Origin of the sequence: Campylobacter lari, assembly GCF_004357905.1 — a bacterium.
In the GTDB taxonomy this organism is placed as follows: Bacteria; Campylobacterota; Campylobacteria; order Campylobacterales; family Campylobacteraceae; genus Campylobacter_D; species Campylobacter_D lari_D.
Genome location: NZ_SMTT01000002.1, coordinates 90912 through 108202, shown reverse-complemented (window position 1 = coordinate 108202; position 17291 = coordinate 90912). Strand labels below are relative to the sequence as shown.

The window sequence follows — 17291 nt, the reverse complement described above, 5'->3', positions numbered from 1 at the left end:
TAATAATGACCTTAATTAATTGAAAATAATTATAACACAAAAGAAATTAATTGAAATCAAAGATCATTTAGTTTGTTTATATATAGCATTTTAAAAGCATTTTTTGGAAATTAAAGAAATCGAAAGAAATAAAAAATGGTGGCTCCGATTGGACTTGAACCAACGACCACCACCATGTCAAGGTGGTGCTCTACCAACTGAGCTACGGAACCTTAAAAAACAAAAATTATATAAAAATATTTTTACATTGTGCTTAAAATCACTTTTTAATTTTTTTCATATCATTTAGCCATAAATCTAGTTGTGCTTCAAAACCTATACCTTTGCTATGATAAAATTTCAAATCTTTTTCTAGGTATCTTTGCTTAACCCATCCTCCAAAATCATGCGGATAAAGGTAGTTTTTTCTTTGTGGGCTGTTATTATCAAGATAAGGAAGTATTTTTAATGCAGGATTATTTTGTACATAATTTAGTGCTTTATTTATAGCAAGATAGCTTGAGTTTGACTTAGGCGAACTTGCTAAAAATACCACACATTGAGCTAAGATGATCCTAGCTTCAGGATAGCCTATGTTTTTTACTGCTATGAGTGTGCTTGTGGCTAGATTAAGTGCTTGTGGGTTTGCATTTGAGATATCTTCACTTGCAAATATCACTAATCTTCTAGCGATGAAATCCGCACTTTCACCCCCATCGATCAACCTCGCAAGATAATACAAACTCGCATCCACATCACTTCCTCTTAAACTTTTTATCATAGAACTAGCTAGTCTATAGTGTGTATCTTTACTTGAAGTGCCATCGCTTAAAACATTTGCTCTTAATTTTTTTAAAGTTTCAAGCGTGATATGAGTGCTATCTAAAGCCAAAGCAAACTCACATAAATTTAAAAAGCTTCTTGCATCATTTGCACTAGAAGTGATTAAAAAGTCTTTAGCATCATCATCGATTTTACATTGGAGTTTTTCTTGCACTTTTGTGGCAAGTTTTTCTAAGTCTTTATACTCTAAACCTTTAAATTCAAAAAGCATACTTCTGCTTCTTATGCCTGAAGTTAAAGTAAAGTAGGGGTTTTCAGTGCTTGCGCCTATGAAAAGGCATTTTTGATTTTCCAAAGGGATTAAAAGCATTTCTTGCTGGGTTTTTGAAAGCCTATGTACCTCATCAATAAATATCAAAGGTTTATATAAAGAATTTTCATAATTACTTAGTATTTTTCTAAGTTCTTCAAGTTTAAAATTCCCTCCATCAAACTCATAAAAGTCTAGTTTATACTCATACGCTATTGCTCTTGCAAAAGAAGTCTTCCCGCAACCTGCTGGGCCAAAAAATACACTATGAGGGAGTTTTGAAACTTGTATGAATTTTTTAAAAATTTCTACTAAATTTTCTTGTCCTAAAACCTCATCTAAAGTTTTAGGACGAAAAGTTAAGCTTAAATTTGTCATTGTGGATTTATGGTAAGTCTTTCACCATTAATGATAGTTGTAACATCACTTTTATTAGAATCATCATAGATAAAATCAAGCATATAAGAGCCATTATTATCTACGAAATAAGTATCAAAATTTGCAAAATCAGGCCAAATTTGACTAGGAAGAATTTCTGTGTTTGCATGAAATTGTGATTTTATATTGTTTTCAGTGAAAATAGTTTGTCCATTTGCGTCAAATTTTTTACCTTCTTTTTCAAAACTTAGATTATTTAAGATGATTTGTGGGTTTGCTTTTAAAAACTGACTTGCCAAAAGCATCATAGAAAAAATATCAGTGTTTGAATTTTGCATTAAGCTATCATAAGCTTTTTTAGAAAGATTATTAAAATTCATATCTAAATTAATATTATTTAACATAAAGTTTTCATTTGCAAGATTAAATTTAGCTAAATCTAGTTTTAAAACACTATCATAATCGTTTTGAACATTTTGAGCTGTTTTTGCAAAAATTTTTAATTTATCAAAGTCAAAAGCAATAGAACTTATAAAACTAGCACTATCAATGCTTATATTTTGTTCACTATTTCTACTAGGACTAAAGATATCATTAAAGCTTAATTTTTGTATAGGAAATTCAGAAATTTTGATATTTTTTGCTTCTAATTTTTCTTTATGAGATAGTTGTTCTAATAAAACATAACCTAGATTAAGTTCCATATTTTTTACAAATTCATCAGAACCTATAATCTTAAATGATGTATTATTTAAAACTAAATTTGTATCATTGCGTGTGAAATTAATATCATTTATTTTTGCATTGATGTTAATGTCACCACCTTTGACGCTAACTAAGATTTTAAAGATTTCTTCGTTTGGAAAAATGCCTTTTAAGTCTTCATTTTCATTTAAAATAGAAACGATAGCATTATTACTTGCAAAAAAATTATTGGAAAAATCCACATTCACTTTAAAACTATAAGGTAAATCATTAAGTGTAGCTATAAAACTTCCTTTGGAATTTAAAAGTCCTTTAGTGTAATTAGTATCTTCAACATTATAATATGCTGTATCTTGACTCATTTGTGCAAAGATTTTTTCATTGATTGAGTTAATATAAGAAGCTGAGGTAAAAAACCCTATAACTAGTAAAATTACTACTACAACCCCTGCGATGATTTTTTTCATTCATTTTCCTTAAGTGAAATTTTAAAAATTATATATTTTTATTACTAACTAATGCTTATAAAATTCTCACATTTATACATTACTTAACTTTTTTACTTATAATTGCACTATTTAAAATCAAAGGTAAAAAAATGAAACTTTTTGGAACAGATGGAGTACGCGGTAAAGCGGGGGAGTTTTTGGATTCATTTTTAGCAATGCGTTTGGCTATGGCTGCTGGAATTTATTTTAAAGACAAAGCCCTTACAAACAATATCTTAGTAGGAAAAGATACAAGAAGAAGTGGTTATATGATAGAAAATGCTATCGTTTCAGGACTTACTTCTATAGGTTATAATGTTATAGAAATAGGCCCTATGCCAACACCTGCTATTGCGTTTTTAACTGAAGATATGCGTTGTGATGCAGGGATTATGATATCAGCTTCACACAATCCTTACTATGATAATGGCATTAAATTTTTTGATGCACACGGAAATAAACTTGATGAGCAAGCAGAAGCGAAAATAGAAGAAATTTATTTTAATGATAAACTCATAGAAGAGGCAAGAACAACAAAATCACAAATTGGTCAAGCAAAAAGAATTGATGATGTGATAGGAAGATATATTGTTTCTATAAAAAATTCTTTTCCTAAAGAGCTGACTTTAAAGTCTTTACGCGTTGTGTTAGATGTGGCTCATGGAGCTTCTTATAAGGTAGCACCTACGGTTTTTAAAGAACTTGGTGCAGATGTGATTGTGATCAATGATAAGCCAAATGGTTTAAATATCAATGAAAATTGCGGGGCTTTACATCCTTTAAATTTAGCTTTAGAGGTAAAAAAATTTAGAGCAGATGTGGGTTTTGCTTTTGATGGGGATGCGGATCGTTTGGTTGTTGTGGATGAAAAAGGCGAAGTAGCTCATGGAGATAGTCTTTTGGGTGTTTTAGCTTTATTTTTGAAAAAACAAGGCAAGTTAAAATCAAGTGTAGTTAGCACTATAATGAGCAATGGTGCTTTAAAAGAGTTTTTAACTAAACATAAAATCACACATGAAACTTGCAATGTAGGCGATAAATATGTACTTGAAAAACTCAAAGAATGCGGTGGAAATTTTGGCGGTGAGCAGAGTGGGCATATTATTTTTAGTGACTATGCAAAAACCGGAGATGGTTTGGTAGCTGCTTTACAATTTAGTGCTTTAATGCTAAGTGAAGTAAAAAGTGCAAGTGAAATTTTAAATCAAGTTAAACCTTACCCACAGCTTTTGCATAATCTTAAAATTTCAGAGAAAAAAGACTTAAGCAAGCTTGCAGGCTTAGAAGAATTGAAAAAAGATTTAGAAAAAAAAGGAATTGCTAGTTTGTTTAGGTATTCAGGTACAGAAAATTTAATACGCTTATTACTTGAAGCAAAAGATATTAAGCTTTTAGAAAAAGAAATGAAAGCTGTTGAAAGCTTTTTTATGAAAGCATTGAATGCTTAAAATTTTATCTTTAAAATTTTGGCTTGTTTTTGCTTTAGTTTTTATACTAGATCAAGTAAGTAAGTATTTGTTTTTGCAAGGGCTTGAATATAAGGGTGAAATTTTTGATTTAGTTTTAACCTATAATACCGGTGTAGCCTTTTCAATGTTTGCATTTTTAGGAGAGTATTTAAAATACATACAACTTGTTTTTATTTTGGCTTTGTTTGTGTATTTGCTTTATCAAAAAGAATTTTTTAAAACACATTTGATCGCTTTTGCTATTATGCTATCTGCTGGGTGTTCAAATTTACTTGATCGCTTTGTGCATATAGGTGTGGTGGATTTTGTATTTTGGCATAAGTGGTTTGAATTTGCTGTGTTTAATTTAGCTGATGTGATGATAAACATTAGTGTAGCTTTGATTTTAATAAAAGAAATTTTTAATAAAAAAGGAGAAAAATGTTAGATTTTTTAACTGACTGGTATTTGTGGATTAAAATGGTGCATTATTTAGCTTTTGTTTCTTGGATGGCTGGATTGTTTTATTTACCAAGACTTTTTGTCTATCATACAGAGCATAAAGATAATAAAGGCTTTGTAGAAGTGGTAAAAATTCAAGAAAGAAAATTGTATTTTTATATCCAAACTCCTGCGATGATAGTAACTTTAATAAGTGGAAGCTTGATGTTGCATGTAAATAAAGTTTTGATGGTTGGATCAGGATTTATGCATGCTAAATTAACCTGTGCTTTGCTTTTGATTATTTATCATTTGCAAAATTATTATTATTTAAAACAACTTCAAAATGATACTTGCAAAAAGAGTGGGAAATTTTTTAGAGCTTATAATGAAATTCCAACGATATTATTTATAATTATCGCTATTATGATGGTGGTAAGACCATTTTAGTAAAAAGCCTTTAAAGGCTTTTTATCCTTTAAACTCCATACTTTTAAAATCAAGTGGATCAACATTTTCTTGCATGATATTAATGTGTTCTTTATCTTGTAAGCGTTTATTATCTCTAAATACAGCACGCACTAAATCCATACCGGTGTAAAAATCTTTCATTAATACCATAAACAAATAACGCCCAAATTCACTTGTGTATAAAGTATTATTTTCTTTTTTTATAGCCTTGCTTAGCTTAAGACCTAAAAGCTCTATGAAAAGATCTTTTTCTAAATTGCAATCTAAAGTTTTGTTAAATTTATCGATCTCGATTTTACCGGCAAACATTTCAGTTAAAAAGACATATTTGATGATTTCTTTTTTACCAAAATTAGCTTTAGCAATATTTGCATTTTGCTTTTCTTTGATGAGTTTAGAATAATCATTTAAATTAAAAGCATTGATTAAAAGCTCTCCATCTAAAAAGCTAAAAGCCCCACTTCCTACACCCAAATACTCATGATGGCTACTTACATACTCATCATTAAAGCTACTTTTTTCTAAAGAAAATGACCATGCATTATTTCTTTCATAATCTTTGAAAAAATCTATAATGATTTTATAAAACTCAAATTCATTATCTTTAAAACTTACTCCTAGAGTTTTTGCGATATTATCTTTTGTGAGGTTTGATTTCATTAAAGGATAAGTTGTGATTTGTTGAGGTTTTAAATTTTTGGCTATTTCTAAATCATTGAGTAATTGCTCTTTAGTTTGAGAAGGAAAGTTAAAAATCAAATCAAGACTCATAATAGGAAGCACGCCTATAGCTTTAGAAAGCTTTTCTTGAAGCTCTTTACTTGAACCAAATTTATGATATCTTGCTACTTTTTTTAAAGTATCATCATCAAAACTTTGTATACCACAACTTAAACGATCTATAAGCCCTTTAAACATTTCTAGCTTTTTAGGTTCGATATGATTAGGATCGCTCTCACAAGAAATTTCTTTAATATTAAATAATTTTTTGCAAAGTTCTAAAGTTTTAGCAAGTTCTTCTTCGTTGATCAAAGTAGTGCCGCCACCCACATACATAGAAGTAAAATCAAATCCTTTGTCTTTGATTTGTTTGATTTCTTCTCTTAAGCTTTCAAAATATCTTTTTGCTAAATCTTCACTATAATAATACTTATGAAAACTACAATATGGACAAAAAGTATGGCAAAATGGTATATGAGCATAGAGCATATAAGATTTTTTTGGATTAACTTTTTTTTCTTGTCCTTCTTTTAAAAGTTTCACATCAAAACCATTCTCTAAAGATTTTTGCATGGCTTTATGTGAGTAAGAAAGAGCTAAGTTTTGTAAAAAATTCATATTTTTCCTAAAAATTTCATTTTGTAGTTATTTAAAAAGACTATAATTGTATCATATTTTTACAAAGGCTTTATAATGAAAAATATTTTTATAGCATTTTTTATATTTTTATTAGGGCTTATAAGCGTGTCAAATTCTGCACCTTTAGATGAAATTTTTCAAGATGTTAATGTTTCAGGTAATATGCGTTATCGTTTTGAGCATAATAGCCCAAAAGATAGAGGAAATAATAATTTTAATCAAAGAATTCAAATTCAAATGCATTAACAACTAAGCCTTAAGGCTCAGTTGTTATAAAAGTTTTCTTTTAAGTTTTCTTCCATAGCTTTGATATTTTCTTTTGATTCTTCTTTAGCGTTAAATCCACCACCAAAGGCTTTCATAACATCTACAATGGAATTTGCAAGCTCGTAAGATGAGTTAGTGTAAGAAAGTTTAGCATTTAGGTAATTTCTTTGATCTTGTAAAAAATCAGCTAAATTAATCACGCCATTTTCATATCTTAAGGTAGAAATTTCATAAATTTTACTTTGAGCTAGAAATAAATTTTTATAATTTTGCTCATTTTCATAATAGCCTTGGTGGTTAAATAAAGCAAGTCTTATTTCTCCAAAGGCTGTTTTTAAGGTGTTTTCATATTGTAAAAACGCTTCATCTTTGGTAAGTTTTGCGATATTAACATTATTCATAATCTCACCCCAATGAAAAATCGGCATTGCAAAATTTCCAGCCACATTCCAAGTATTGCTTCCATGTTTGACTAAAAGATCTAAATCATTACTTTGAAAGCCCAAAAGTCCTGTTAAAGAAAGGTTTGGTAAAAATGCAGTTCTGGCTACTCCAACAAGATAGTTTTTTTCTTCTAAAATTTTTAAACTAGCTTGCACATCAGGTCTTTGAAGCAAAATTTCACTACCAATGCCCTCAGGTATGCTAAGCTCGTATTGTCCTATTTTTTTATACTCTATGCTATTATAAAGTATATCATCAATATCATTTGAAGTTAAGATTTTTAAAGCTTTGATATTAGCTTCTTTTTGAATTTTAGCATTTGTGAGTAAAACTCTTGAATTTTCAAGTTCAGCTTTAAATTTGTTAAGCTCATACTCACTAATTACTCCAAGTTTAAAATGCTCTAATTTTAACTCATAAGTTTTTTGGTAACTTTGGGTTGTTTCTTCTAAAATTTTTACTTGCTCACTTAAGCTTGCTAGATTAAAATAAGTTTTTACTACATTAGAAATTAAGCTTAATCTTGCACTTTCATAGTCAAACTCACTAGCTTGTAATTTTGCTTTTGAAGCATTATAAGTATCTCTGTATTTACCCCATAAATCTACTTCATAACTTAAATTTAAACCCATATTAAAATCATTGCCATAGACAAATTCATTACTTTTGTTGCTTGGAGCATTGATGCTAGTTTTTGCTCTTGCTCCGCTAGCACTTCCATCTAGTTTAGGAAGCAGATCGCTTCTTGCTATACCTAAAGCCTCATAAGCTTTTTGTAAATTCATATATGCAATTTGCAAGTCGTTATTGTTTTTTAAAGCTTGATCGACTAAGGTGTTTAAATAATTATCATCAAAAGCTTTCCACCATTGTTTGTTAATGCTAATGTTTTGATCTAAGCTTTTAGTGTAATTTACATCTTTAATTTCTAAATTTGGTTTTAAACTGCAAGCTGTTATTAAAAAACAACTTGCAAAAATTATTAACTTACGCATTGATTTTACCTCTTTTTTTATCAAGCCATTTATTAAAACTTTCTAGTAAATAGAAAAATAAAGGTACAAAGAAAATGGCTATAGTAGAAGCTGCTATCATACCACCTATAATACCTGTACCTATCGCATGGCGGCTTGCACTTCCTGCTCCATATGCAAAGAAAAGCGGTAAAATACCACAAATAAATGCCAATGAAGTCATTACAATAGGTCTAAATCTCAATTTTGCTGCACTAATAGAAGCTTCAAAAATACTCTTTCCTTTTTTAAGATGCTCTTCCATAGCAAATTCAACAATCAAAATGGCATTTTTAGCAGAAAGGCCTATTAAAAGTAAAAGTCCTGTTTGAAAATATATATCATTTTCTAATCCTCTAAGCCATACAAAAAGCAAAGAACCAAATACTGCAAAAGGCACAGCCGTAATTACTGCTAAAGGCATGAGCCATCTTTCATATTGTGCTGCTAGAATTAAAAATACAAATAATAGTCCTAGCATAAATGCTATTTGTCCAGCACCGCTACTTGTAACTTCTTGATAAGCTGAACCTGACCAAGCAATAGAATAATCCTCTCCTAAAGTTTCTTTTGCCACTTGAGCAATAGCATCAATGGCTTGTCCTGAAGTATAGCCAGGAGCAGGATCACCTTGCACTAAAGCCGATGGAAACATATTAAAGCGTTTTACATCATCAGGACCAACACTTCTTTGTAATGTTAAAACGCTATCTAGAGCTATCATAGAACCATCTTTTGATCTAACAAAGATGTTTTTTAAGGCATTTTGAGTATTTCTAAAATCTCCAATTGCGCTTATATTTACACGATAATTTTTTCCAAGCATAGAAAAATCATTTACATAATAAGTTCCTATGGTGGCATTTAGAGTGCTAAATACATCAGCTAAATTTAAACCATAAAGTTTTACTTTATCGCGATCAATTTCTAGTTTTAATTGCGGAAAATTAGTATCAAGCGTTGTTCTTACATTGTGAAGTTCGGGACGCTTGTTTGCTGCTTCAACTAATTTATTTACATCAACTTGAATTTGATCATAACTTTTTCCGCTACGATTTTGTGCATACATCTCAAAACCACCAGTTAAGCTTAAACCTTGGATTGGTGGTGGATTAACAAAGAAAGTTTGAAAATTTGGATTTAAGAAGTATTGTTTGTTATAAGATCCAACTAAATCAAAACTACTAATATCTCTATCATCCCAATTTTTCAAATTAACAAACATTGCGCCAGAATTTTCTTTTAAAGAACCTGTAAAAAGATCATAGCCTATAAGTCCTACCACATTAGTTACATTCTCATTTTTGCGGATTTCTTCTGCCATAGCATCCATTGATTGAGTAGTTCTATTAAGCGAAGATGCTGCGGGTAGATTGACAATAGTTAAAAAGTTTCCTTGATCTTCATTTGGAACAAGTGAATTTGGAACAAGTTTGAAAAGTCCATATAAACCACCCAAAAAGATTACAAAAATTAACATAAAACGCACTGTTCTTTTAAGTATATAAGCCACACCAGCGCCAAAAACTTCGGTAGACCAATCAAAAATATCATTAAATTTTTTCACAAAATAAAAAGGTTCACCTTCATTTCTTCTTAAAAAAATTGCACATAAAGAAGGAGTTAGTGTTAAAGCTACAAAGCCTGATATAGTAACAGATATTGCTAAGGTTATGGCAAATTGTTTTTGAATTTCTCCCACAAAACCTGATATAAATGAAACGGGTATGAAAACCGCACAAAGTACAAGAACTATAGAAACAACAGGTGCAGCAACTTCATCCATAGCTTTAATAGCTGCTTCTTTTATGCTTATATTTGGATCTTCATGCATAATTCTATCGATATTTTCAACTACTATAATTGCATCATCAACAACAATACCAATAGCCAATACTAAGGCAAAAAGTGTAAGTAGATTGATACTAAAACCTAAGACATATAATCCTGCAAAAGTTCCCAAAATAGAAACAGGAACAGCAATCATTGGTATAATAGTTGAGCGGAAATTTTTTAAGAACAAATACATTACAATTACAACTAAAATTAATGCTTCAAAGAAAGTTTTTACCACTTCTTTAATGGAAGCTTTAATAAATATAGTTGTATCATAAGGCACTTTATAAGTTAATCCTTCAGGGAAATTTTTAGAAAGTTCTTCAAATTTTTTCTGCACTAATTCTGCTGTATTTACAGCATTTGCTCCGGTTTGTAAGAAAATCAAAATAGGAGTAGCGTCATTTCCATTTAATCTACCTTTAAAAGTATATTCTCTTGATCCTAAAGAAACTTCGGCTACATCTTTAAGTCTTAAAAAAGAGCCATCACTATTTGCTCTTATGATAATATCTTCAAATTCTTTAGTATTTTTTAATCTTCCTTGCATAGTTACTGAATACACATAAGGAGATCTTTCCACCACAGGTTCTTGACCTATCTTACCAGTAGCATATTGAGCATTTTGCTCGCTAATTGCAGCAATAACATCAGTTGCAGTAACTTGATATTTGTTTAATAAATCAGGATTAAGCCAAATTCTCATAGAATAATTTCTTGCACCAATAGCTACGGCATTACCCACACCAGGAACCCTAGCAAGATCATCTAAAATATTTAATGCAGCATAATTATACACTTCGAGTGAATCCATAGAGCCATCAGGAGAATATAAAGTAGCAACTTCTAATATACTTGAACCGGTTTTTCTTACACTAACACCAGTTTTTTTAACATCTTCAGGTAGTTTTGCCATAGCAGCTGAAATTCTATTATTAACATCAACTGTTGCTTGGTCAGGATCTGTACCTATATTAAAATATACACTTAAGCTCATATCTCCTGAAGAGCTTGAAGTTGAATCCATATAAATCATATTTTCAACCCCATTGATTGCATCTTCAAGAGGAATAGCCACCGTTTGAGCCACCGTTTGAGCATCAGCTCCTGAGTAAGTTGCACTTACCTTAACAACGGGTGGAGTTAAGGAAGGATATTGCTCCACGGGTAAAGAATAAAGTCCTATAATACCTGCTAAAGAAATGATAATAGCTACAACAGAAGCAAATACAGGTCTTTCTATAAAGAATTTAGAAAACATTATTTATTCTCCATTACGCTAACACTTGCACCAGGACGGATTTTTTTGAAGTTATTTAAAATCACTTTATCCCCATTTTTTAAGCCCTTATCAATAATTGCTTTATCAGAAGTTTGATAAATAACATTAACAATAGTTTTAACTACTTTTCCATCTACAAGGGTATAAACATAAGTAGCACTATCATCTTGCAAAAGCGCAACTTGAGGAATTTCAAAACCATCTTTTTGAACAAAACCACCAACATGAACATTTGCGAAAGAGCCAGGCATTAAGTTTGAATTGTTGTTATCAAAAATAGCTTTTGCTTTTACTCCACCACTATGAGTATCTATAACGCTATCTACGAAATATAATTTTCCATTGAAAAGTTCTCCACCAACATTAGCTTGCACTTGGATATTTTCTAATTTCCAATTGCCGCTTTGAATATTTTTATTCATATTGATTTTATCTACATCAGAAATATAAAAATCTGCAAAAATTGGGTTAATGTTTGTAATGCGTACAAGTTCAGTAGATGAAGCATTTACATAATCACCCACATCCATTAACGCATCACCTAAAATTCCATCAAAAGGAGCACTTACTATGGTGTATTTTAAGTCTAATCTTGCATTAGCAAGTTTTGCTCTAGCGCTTTCTAGATTAGCTTTTGTGGAGTTAAATTTAGCCAAACTTGCATCAAATTCTTTTTGTGAAATAGCATTTTTTTCTATTAAAATACTATCTCTTTTAAAATTTTTTTCAGCATCATCAAAATTAGCTCTTGCTACCAAAGCTTCTCCATAAGCCATATTTACACTTGCTTGGTATTTGTCAGGTTCTATAAGAAAAAGCTTATCGCCTTTTTTTACAGCTTGACCACTTTTGAAGTATTTTGCTTTGATTTCACCGCTTACTTTAGGTTTGACTACTACATCTAATTCAGTACTTAATCTCGCAGGATAAGTAAATTCTAAAGGTAAATTAGCGCTTTGCATAGTCATAATACTAACAGGTTGAGGAGGGAGTTGTTTAACTTGTGCATTTTTATCATCTGAACATGCTATAAAGATAAGAGAAGCACAAGCTAGAGTTAAAAGTTTTGTTTTCATTTGTTTCCTTAAGTTATTTATTTAGCTAAATAAAAAGTAATTTATATTACAAAATTAATAAATACTATTTTATCAATCTTTAGTTAATTAAAATTAACAAGACCTTGAGTAAAAAGCTTTACGATTTTTTTTGCATGGCTTTGTTGTTCTTTTTTATTCATTGAAACTTTATTTTCAAAAGTGCTTTGTATAAAAAATGTCCCTCTAAGCATAGCGCAAAAAGTATAACTTAAAAATTCAGCATTTTGAGCTAAAATTTCATTTTCTTCTTCAAATCTTTTTCGAAGAACATATTCTACTTCTTTTCTATTGCTTCCTTTAAACCATTTTCCAAAATCAAATTTTTCATTATAAATTTCAGAATACAAAAGTCTTACTATAGCTATAGTTTTGGTGTCGTTAAAAATCCCTAAATAAGCTTTTGCAAATTGATATAAGAATTCTTCTAAATTAGCATCAGGTGAAAGTCGCATATTCTTTTTCAAAATAGCTAAAAAATGATTTTCTGCAAAATCATTTAAAACCGCTTCAAATAAACCTTCTTTACTTTTAAAATGCTCATATACGCAAGAAAAAGATCCACCAGCTTGTTTGATAATATCTTTAAGATTAGTTGCTTCGTAGCCATTTTTTAAAAATGACTCCGCAGCGATTTGTTTGATTTTTTCAAGCCTTGCTTGAGATTTTGAAGAAATTCTTTTTTTCATTTTAGTATTTTTTATGCTCTATAATTGAGTTTTTAGGATACACAAAATTACTCTCGCGTAATATGACAATATTTTTATCATCAAGTGCATAGGCTTTGATGGTTAATGGTATTACAGTGTCTTTTCTATCATTATCGGCTAGTTTTTTAGTAGCTTTTAAAACAACTATATGTTTATCTTTTTCGCCAGCTTTTAGTTTAAAAGATTTTTTAGGTCTAATGATTTCTAAGCCATCTTCAATGCCTTGTAATTTCACATCAAAATAATACTCATGAGTTTTATTATCGGTGTTTTGAAATAAAAATACATAAGCATTACTAATAATTAATTCTCCATCATGGGTTTTTCTGATTTGATAAAGCTCACTAGAACGGTTGATATTTAAAAGCATATTTTCTTTTTTACTTCCCATTAAAACTAAAGCCACAAAAACACCACACAAAACAACCAAATATCCAATAGTTCTAAATCTAAAATATTTTACTTTTTCCCTTGTTTCAATAGCTTTTGCACTAGTCCAATTAATTAAGCTAGGACGATTAAATTTGGCTTGAACTTTTGAACAAGCATCGGCACATTCAAGACAATTAATACACTCAAGTTGCATTCCTTGGCGTATATCTATATGTGTAGGACAAATTTTTACACAGGCTTCACATCCTATACATTCACCTTGTGGTGGCTTTTGATAAAGTTTGGTATGTCCATCATAAATCATACCTCCTCTTTTATCATCATATATTACTTGAACGGTGTTATTATCAAACATTACAGATTGAATTCTTGCATAAGGACATACATAAACACAAAATTTTTCACCCAAATATACTATATCAAAAGTAAAAGCCAAAGAAGCGCAAAATAAAATCCCTAAAAGTAATAAATGATCAGCAGGATTTTGAATGTATGTAAAAAAATCTTCAGGTGGTACAAAATACCATAAAAATGCACTCATCATTAACAATGAAAAAAGATAAAAAATCACAATACTTAAAGCTTTTTTGACGAAAAATCCACTGACTTGCTTTTGTTTATTTGCTGTGCTTTTATGAATTTTAAAGATTTTTGTTTGCAAAAGATCTCTATAAATAACTCTAGCAATAGTTTGAGGACAGCTCCAAGCACACCAAATTCTTCCTGCTAAAGTAGTAACAAAAAGTATAGTTAAAAACATACCCATGATAACAAAAGGCATTAAATACAGCTCTTGAGTATCAAAAGCGATAAAAAATAAATTAAGTTTTTTATGATCAAAGCTTAATAAAAAGAAATGATTTCCATTTATTTTTATAAAAGGTAGTGCTATAAAAATGATCATAGAAATGATATAAGCTATATATCTTTTTTTAGTATAGTTTGTGATGTGAGCATTCATTTTATTTTCCTTAGAAATATTTCTTTATATTGTAGTATTAGAAAAATTAAATCAAACTTTGTCTTAATTAATAATTTATATTTAATTTTTATTTATATAATTATTACAAAAATAAGTTTTATTTTCAAGAAAATTATGATATAATCCTTATTTTAAAATTTATTTAAAGAAAGGTGGTGAGGGTCGTGCCAGGAATCAAGGTACATCCTAATGAGTCTTTTGATGAAGCGTATAGAAAATTCAAAAAGCAAGTAGATAGAAATCTAGTTGTTACTGAAGTTCGCGCTAGAAGATTTTTTGAGCCTATGACTGAAATTCGCAAAAAACAAAAAATTTCAGCACGCAAAAAAATGCTTAAAAGACTTTATATGCTTAGACGCTACGAGTCAAGACTCTAATACCAAAAAAGCCGAGAAATCGGCTTTCTTCGTTAAAATATTTATGTTTTTTTGGATTATAATTATTCATTTTTTCGGACTTATTTTACCAGGACCTGATTTTTTCTTAGTAAGTTCATATGCATTAAGAGAAGGGGTTAAAAGTGCTTTAAAGGCAAGCTTGGGAGTAAGTTTAGCTGTTAGTATATGGATTATACTTTCTATACTCGGATTAAATGTCGTTTTTCATAAATTCCCATTTTTACAAATTATACTATCAAGTTTTGGAGCATTTTATCTTTTGTATTTATCTTTTAAGATTTACAAGAATACAAAAAATGACAAAATTAAAGTTCAAAAAACTTATATATCTGCATTTTTAAGTGGAATGATTACAAATTTATCTAATCCTAAAGCAATTTTTTATTTCGCCAGTGTTTTTGCAAGTTTTGATTTTACACAAATGCGATGGATGCTGATAGTCTTGATATTTGTTTTGATTTTAGAAACTATAATTTATTTTTCTTTGATTTCTTTATTATTTTCTAAACCATTTATGGTAAGAATTTATCAAAAGAATTTAAAACTTATTGATTATCTAAGTGCTTTTATATTTTTTGTTTTTGCTGTGTTTATTTTAAGTAGTAATTTAATGACTATGATAAACTAAAACAATTAATTTTTATTAATACTTTTTTTGTTAAAATCTTATTAAGTTAAATTTATAAATTTTTATAGGAAAGATTATGAAACATATTAAAACTATACTCAAACTTAGTATGATAAGTGGTATTGCTGCAATTAGTGCAGGTGCTTTAAGTGCATGTAGTAATAATACAAATGATTCTAGCAATAACGCTTTAAGTCAAGCGGCAAATACTCAAGGGGCCTTTGTTATTATTGAAGAAACCGCTCCAAATCAATACAAAATCAAAGATCAATTTCCAAGTGATGAAACTAGGGTAGTCTTAAAACAACTTGATGGAACTGAAAGGGTTTTAAGCAAAGAAGAAATGGATAAATTAATCCAAGAAGAAGCCGCTAAAATAGACAATGGTACTTCAAATTTAACAAATCCAAACAATGCCCAAATGAGTAGCGGGGGGCTTTCTTTAGGCGAGACATTGCTTGCGAGTGCAGCTGGAGCTATTTTAGGAAGTTGGATAGGTTCAAAGCTTTTTAACAATCAAAATTTTGCAAATCAACAAAGAGGAGCATTTTCAAATCAAAGTGCTTATCAAAGAAGTGTAAATAGCTTTAATAAAGCAAGTACAAGTGCTACTTCAGGATCAAATGCAAAAAAATCAGGCTTTTTTGGTGGTGGCTCTAAAGCTACTTCAAGCTCTACAAATTCTTTTGGCTCTTAAAAGGTGAAAAAATGAATTTTTTAAAAGTAAATCCTTTAGAAAAATCTTATTTAGAGCAAATAGGTTTTTCATGGCATACGGATAATGATGGAAGTGATTATTTAGATTCTAATTTAGTTTGTGTAAGGGAAGATGAAGCAAATGCATACTATGAAGCAGTTAATGAGCTTTATGATATGTTTGTAGCTGCTGCACAAGAAGTGATTGATAATGATCGTTTTGACGAGCTTGGAATTCCTTTTAATTTGGTTGATGCGATTAAGATGAGTTGGGAAAATGATGTGCATTGGCATTTATATGGTAGGTTTGACTTAGCAGGTGGGCTTGATGGTAAGCCTATAAAACTAATAGAATTTAATGCTGATACTCCAACATCTTTATTTGAAAGTGCTATTTTGCAATGGGCTATTTTAAAGCAAAACAACTTAGATGAAAGCTCGCAATTTAATAATATATATGAAGCTTTAAGAGATAATTTTAAAAGACTTATAACCTTAGAAGAAGATGTAAGTGAATTTGAAAAATATTATGAAGGTTGGAAAATATTGTTTTCTTCAATTGCAGGTAGTGATGAGGATATGATTACAACAAAACTTTTAGCACACATTGCTAGTGAAGCTGGTTTTGAGAGTGAATTTTCTTATATTGATGAGGTAGAATTTTCACCCGAAGGAATTTTTAAAAATGATATAAATTTTGAGTATTTTTTCAAACTCATTCCTTGGGAAAGTATAGCTATAGAAGAGGGTGAACTTGCTATGCTCTTAACTCAAATTATGCAAAATCAAAAAGCAATTATTTTAAATCCTGCTTATACTTTACTTTTTCAAAGCAAGGGTATAATGAAAATTTTATGGGAGCTTTATCCAAATCATCCTTTATTGCTTGAAACAAGTGATGAACCTTTAGTGGGTAAAAAATGTGTTAAAAAGCCTGTTTTTGGTAGAGAAGGAGCAAATGTTTCTATTATAGAAGCTAATGGAGATATAAGTTTTGAAACAAGTGGAGATTATCAAAACAATCGTTTTGTGTATCAAGAATTTGCTGAGTTTAATCAAAATGAAAATGATTATTATCAAGCAGGAGTTTTCTTTGCTTATGAGGGTTGTGGTTTAGGTTTTAGAAAAGGTGGTTTGGTGCTTGATAATTATTCTAAATTTGTAGGGCACATTGTTAAAGGATAAA

Annotated in this window: 16 protein-coding genes and 1 tRNA gene; 8 read left to right on the top strand and 9 right to left on the bottom strand. The window is 29.8% G+C overall.

Annotated elements, in window-relative coordinates; all coding sequences use genetic code 11:
* Positions 1-136: 136 nt before the first annotated feature.
* The 3 genes from E2O22_RS02415 to E2O22_RS02405 form a co-directional block, all read right to left on the bottom strand.
* Positions 137-212: transfer RNA gene (locus tag E2O22_RS02415), tRNA-Val, on the bottom strand.
* Between the two features lie 47 nt (positions 213-259).
* The gene (locus E2O22_RS02410; protein WP_133319073.1) at positions 260-1450 is read right to left on the bottom strand and encodes a replication-associated recombination protein A; all 1191 of its coding nucleotides are present in this window, start codon (positions 1448-1450) and stop codon (positions 260-262) included.
* Positions 1447-2622, bottom strand: coding sequence for a YdgA family protein (locus E2O22_RS02405; protein ID WP_133319072.1), 1176 nt, complete (start codon positions 2620-2622; stop codon positions 1447-1449). Before E2O22_RS02405 ends, E2O22_RS02410 begins: the two co-directional genes overlap by 4 nt.
* 131 nt (positions 2623-2753) lie before the next feature.
* On the opposite strand from E2O22_RS02405, the gene glmM reads away from it, so the two are divergent.
* Genes glmM through hemJ form a run of 3 tightly spaced genes read left to right on the top strand, consistent with a single transcriptional unit; the run spans position 2754 to position 4982 of the window.
* Complete coding sequence (glmM, locus tag E2O22_RS02400) at positions 2754-4091, top strand: phosphoglucosamine mutase (RefSeq protein ID WP_039619503.1); 1338 nt, start codon at positions 2754-2756, stop codon at positions 4089-4091.
* Positions 4084-4539 carry a signal peptidase II gene (gene lspA / locus E2O22_RS02395; RefSeq protein ID WP_133319071.1) on the top strand — a complete coding sequence of 152 codons (456 nt, stop codon included), beginning with the start codon at positions 4084-4086 and terminating at the stop codon, positions 4537-4539. Before glmM ends, lspA begins: the two co-directional genes overlap by 8 nt.
* Positions 4533-4982: a protoporphyrinogen oxidase HemJ gene (gene hemJ, locus E2O22_RS02390; protein WP_039629243.1), complete on the top strand. Its 450-nt coding sequence runs from the start codon at positions 4533-4535 to the stop codon at positions 4980-4982. Before lspA ends, hemJ begins: the two co-directional genes overlap by 7 nt.
* A 21-nt stretch (positions 4983-5003) precedes the next feature.
* On the opposite strand, the gene E2O22_RS02385 is transcribed toward hemJ, so the two are convergent.
* Positions 5004-6341 (bottom strand): coproporphyrinogen III oxidase family protein, encoded by a 1338-nt coding sequence (locus E2O22_RS02385; protein ID WP_133319070.1) that lies wholly within the window; start codon positions 6339-6341, stop codon positions 5004-5006.
* 75 nt (positions 6342-6416) lie between these two features.
* On the opposite strand from E2O22_RS02385, the gene E2O22_RS02380 reads away from it, so the two are divergent.
* Positions 6417-6608, top strand: a complete 192-nt coding sequence (locus E2O22_RS02380) for a mini-MOMP protein (protein ID WP_133319069.1) — start codon at positions 6417-6419, stop codon at positions 6606-6608.
* A gap of 17 nt (positions 6609-6625) precedes the next feature.
* Here E2O22_RS02380 and E2O22_RS02375 read toward each other — a convergent pair whose 3' ends face one another.
* The 5 genes from E2O22_RS02375 to ccoG form a co-directional block, all read right to left on the bottom strand.
* Positions 6626-8068 carry an efflux transporter outer membrane subunit gene (locus tag E2O22_RS02375; protein WP_133319068.1) on the bottom strand — a complete coding sequence of 481 codons (1443 nt, stop codon included), beginning with the start codon at positions 8066-8068 and terminating at the stop codon, positions 6626-6628.
* Positions 8061-11183: an efflux RND transporter permease subunit gene (locus E2O22_RS02370; protein ID WP_133319067.1), complete on the bottom strand. Its 3123-nt coding sequence runs from the start codon at positions 11181-11183 to the stop codon at positions 8061-8063. The genes E2O22_RS02375 and E2O22_RS02370 overlap by 8 nt, the downstream gene beginning before the upstream one ends.
* On the bottom strand, positions 11183-12280 hold the full coding sequence (locus tag E2O22_RS02365) for an efflux RND transporter periplasmic adaptor subunit (RefSeq protein WP_133319066.1): 1098 nt from the start codon (positions 12278-12280) through the stop codon (positions 11183-11185). The genes E2O22_RS02370 and E2O22_RS02365 overlap by 1 nt, the downstream gene beginning before the upstream one ends.
* Positions 12281-12363: 83 nt before the next feature.
* A complete protein-coding gene (locus E2O22_RS02360) occupies positions 12364-12987 on the bottom strand; it encodes a TetR/AcrR family transcriptional regulator (RefSeq protein ID WP_133319065.1) in 624 nt (207 codons plus the stop codon).
* Position 12988: 1 nt separating this feature from the next.
* The gene (gene ccoG / locus E2O22_RS02355; protein ID WP_133319064.1) at positions 12989-14362 is read right to left on the bottom strand and encodes a cytochrome c oxidase accessory protein CcoG; all 1374 of its coding nucleotides are present in this window, start codon (positions 14360-14362) and stop codon (positions 12989-12991) included.
* 185 nt (positions 14363-14547) lie between these two features.
* Between ccoG and rpsU the strand changes: the two genes are divergently transcribed.
* From rpsU to E2O22_RS02335, 4 genes are all read left to right on the top strand, one after another.
* Positions 14548-14760 (top strand): 30S ribosomal protein S21, encoded by a 213-nt coding sequence (gene rpsU / locus E2O22_RS02350; protein ID WP_002780697.1) that lies wholly within the window; start codon positions 14548-14550, stop codon positions 14758-14760.
* Positions 14761-14803: 43 nt separating this feature from the next.
* Positions 14804-15409, top strand: coding sequence for a LysE family transporter (locus tag E2O22_RS02345; protein WP_133319063.1), 606 nt, complete (start codon positions 14804-14806; stop codon positions 15407-15409).
* A 76-nt stretch (positions 15410-15485) separates the two neighbouring features.
* A complete protein-coding gene (locus E2O22_RS02340) occupies positions 15486-16106 on the top strand; it encodes a UPF0323 family lipoprotein (RefSeq protein ID WP_133319062.1) in 621 nt (206 codons plus the stop codon).
* A gap of 11 nt (positions 16107-16117) precedes the next feature.
* A complete protein-coding gene (locus tag E2O22_RS02335; protein WP_133319061.1) occupies positions 16118-17290 on the top strand; it encodes a glutathionylspermidine synthase family protein in 1173 nt (390 codons plus the stop codon).
* The last annotated feature ends 1 nt before the right edge of the window (position 17291 follow it).

What these genes read in the sequence shown, in the direction of transcription:
- E2O22_RS02380 (WP_133319069.1), top strand. Translation starts at nt 6,417, where the DNA reads ATGAAAAATATTTTTATAGCATTTTTTATATTTTTATTAGGGCTTATA.
- ccoG (WP_133319064.1), bottom strand. Translation starts at nt 14,362, where the DNA reads ATGAATGCTCACATCACAAACTATACTAAAAAAAGATATATAGCTTAT.
- E2O22_RS02375 (WP_133319068.1), bottom strand. Translation starts at nt 8,068, where the DNA reads ATGCGTAAGTTAATAATTTTTGCAAGTTGTTTTTTAATAACAGCTTGC.
- E2O22_RS02360 (WP_133319065.1), bottom strand. Translation starts at nt 12,987, where the DNA reads ATGAAAAAAAGAATTTCTTCAAAATCTCAAGCAAGGCTTGAAAAAATC.
- E2O22_RS02370 (WP_133319067.1), bottom strand. Translation starts at nt 11,183, where the DNA reads ATGTTTTCTAAATTCTTTATAGAAAGACCTGTATTTGCTTCTGTTGTA.
- E2O22_RS02410 (WP_133319073.1), bottom strand. Translation starts at nt 1,450, where the DNA reads ATGACAAATTTAAGCTTAACTTTTCGTCCTAAAACTTTAGATGAGGTT.
- E2O22_RS02340 (WP_133319062.1), top strand. Translation starts at nt 15,486, where the DNA reads ATGAAACATATTAAAACTATACTCAAACTTAGTATGATAAGTGGTATT.
- glmM (WP_039619503.1), top strand. Translation starts at nt 2,754, where the DNA reads ATGAAACTTTTTGGAACAGATGGAGTACGCGGTAAAGCGGGGGAGTTT.
- lspA (WP_133319071.1), top strand. Translation starts at nt 4,084, where the DNA reads ATGCTTAAAATTTTATCTTTAAAATTTTGGCTTGTTTTTGCTTTAGTT.
- E2O22_RS02335 (WP_133319061.1), top strand. Translation starts at nt 16,118, where the DNA reads ATGAATTTTTTAAAAGTAAATCCTTTAGAAAAATCTTATTTAGAGCAA.
- E2O22_RS02385 (WP_133319070.1), bottom strand. Translation starts at nt 6,341, where the DNA reads ATGAATTTTTTACAAAACTTAGCTCTTTCTTACTCACATAAAGCCATG.
- hemJ (WP_039629243.1), top strand. Translation starts at nt 4,533, where the DNA reads ATGTTAGATTTTTTAACTGACTGGTATTTGTGGATTAAAATGGTGCAT.
- E2O22_RS02405 (WP_133319072.1), bottom strand. Translation starts at nt 2,622, where the DNA reads ATGAAAAAAATCATCGCAGGGGTTGTAGTAGTAATTTTACTAGTTATA.
- E2O22_RS02345 (WP_133319063.1), top strand. Translation starts at nt 14,804, where the DNA reads ATGTTTTTTTGGATTATAATTATTCATTTTTTCGGACTTATTTTACCA.
- E2O22_RS02365 (WP_133319066.1), bottom strand. Translation starts at nt 12,280, where the DNA reads ATGAAAACAAAACTTTTAACTCTAGCTTGTGCTTCTCTTATCTTTATA.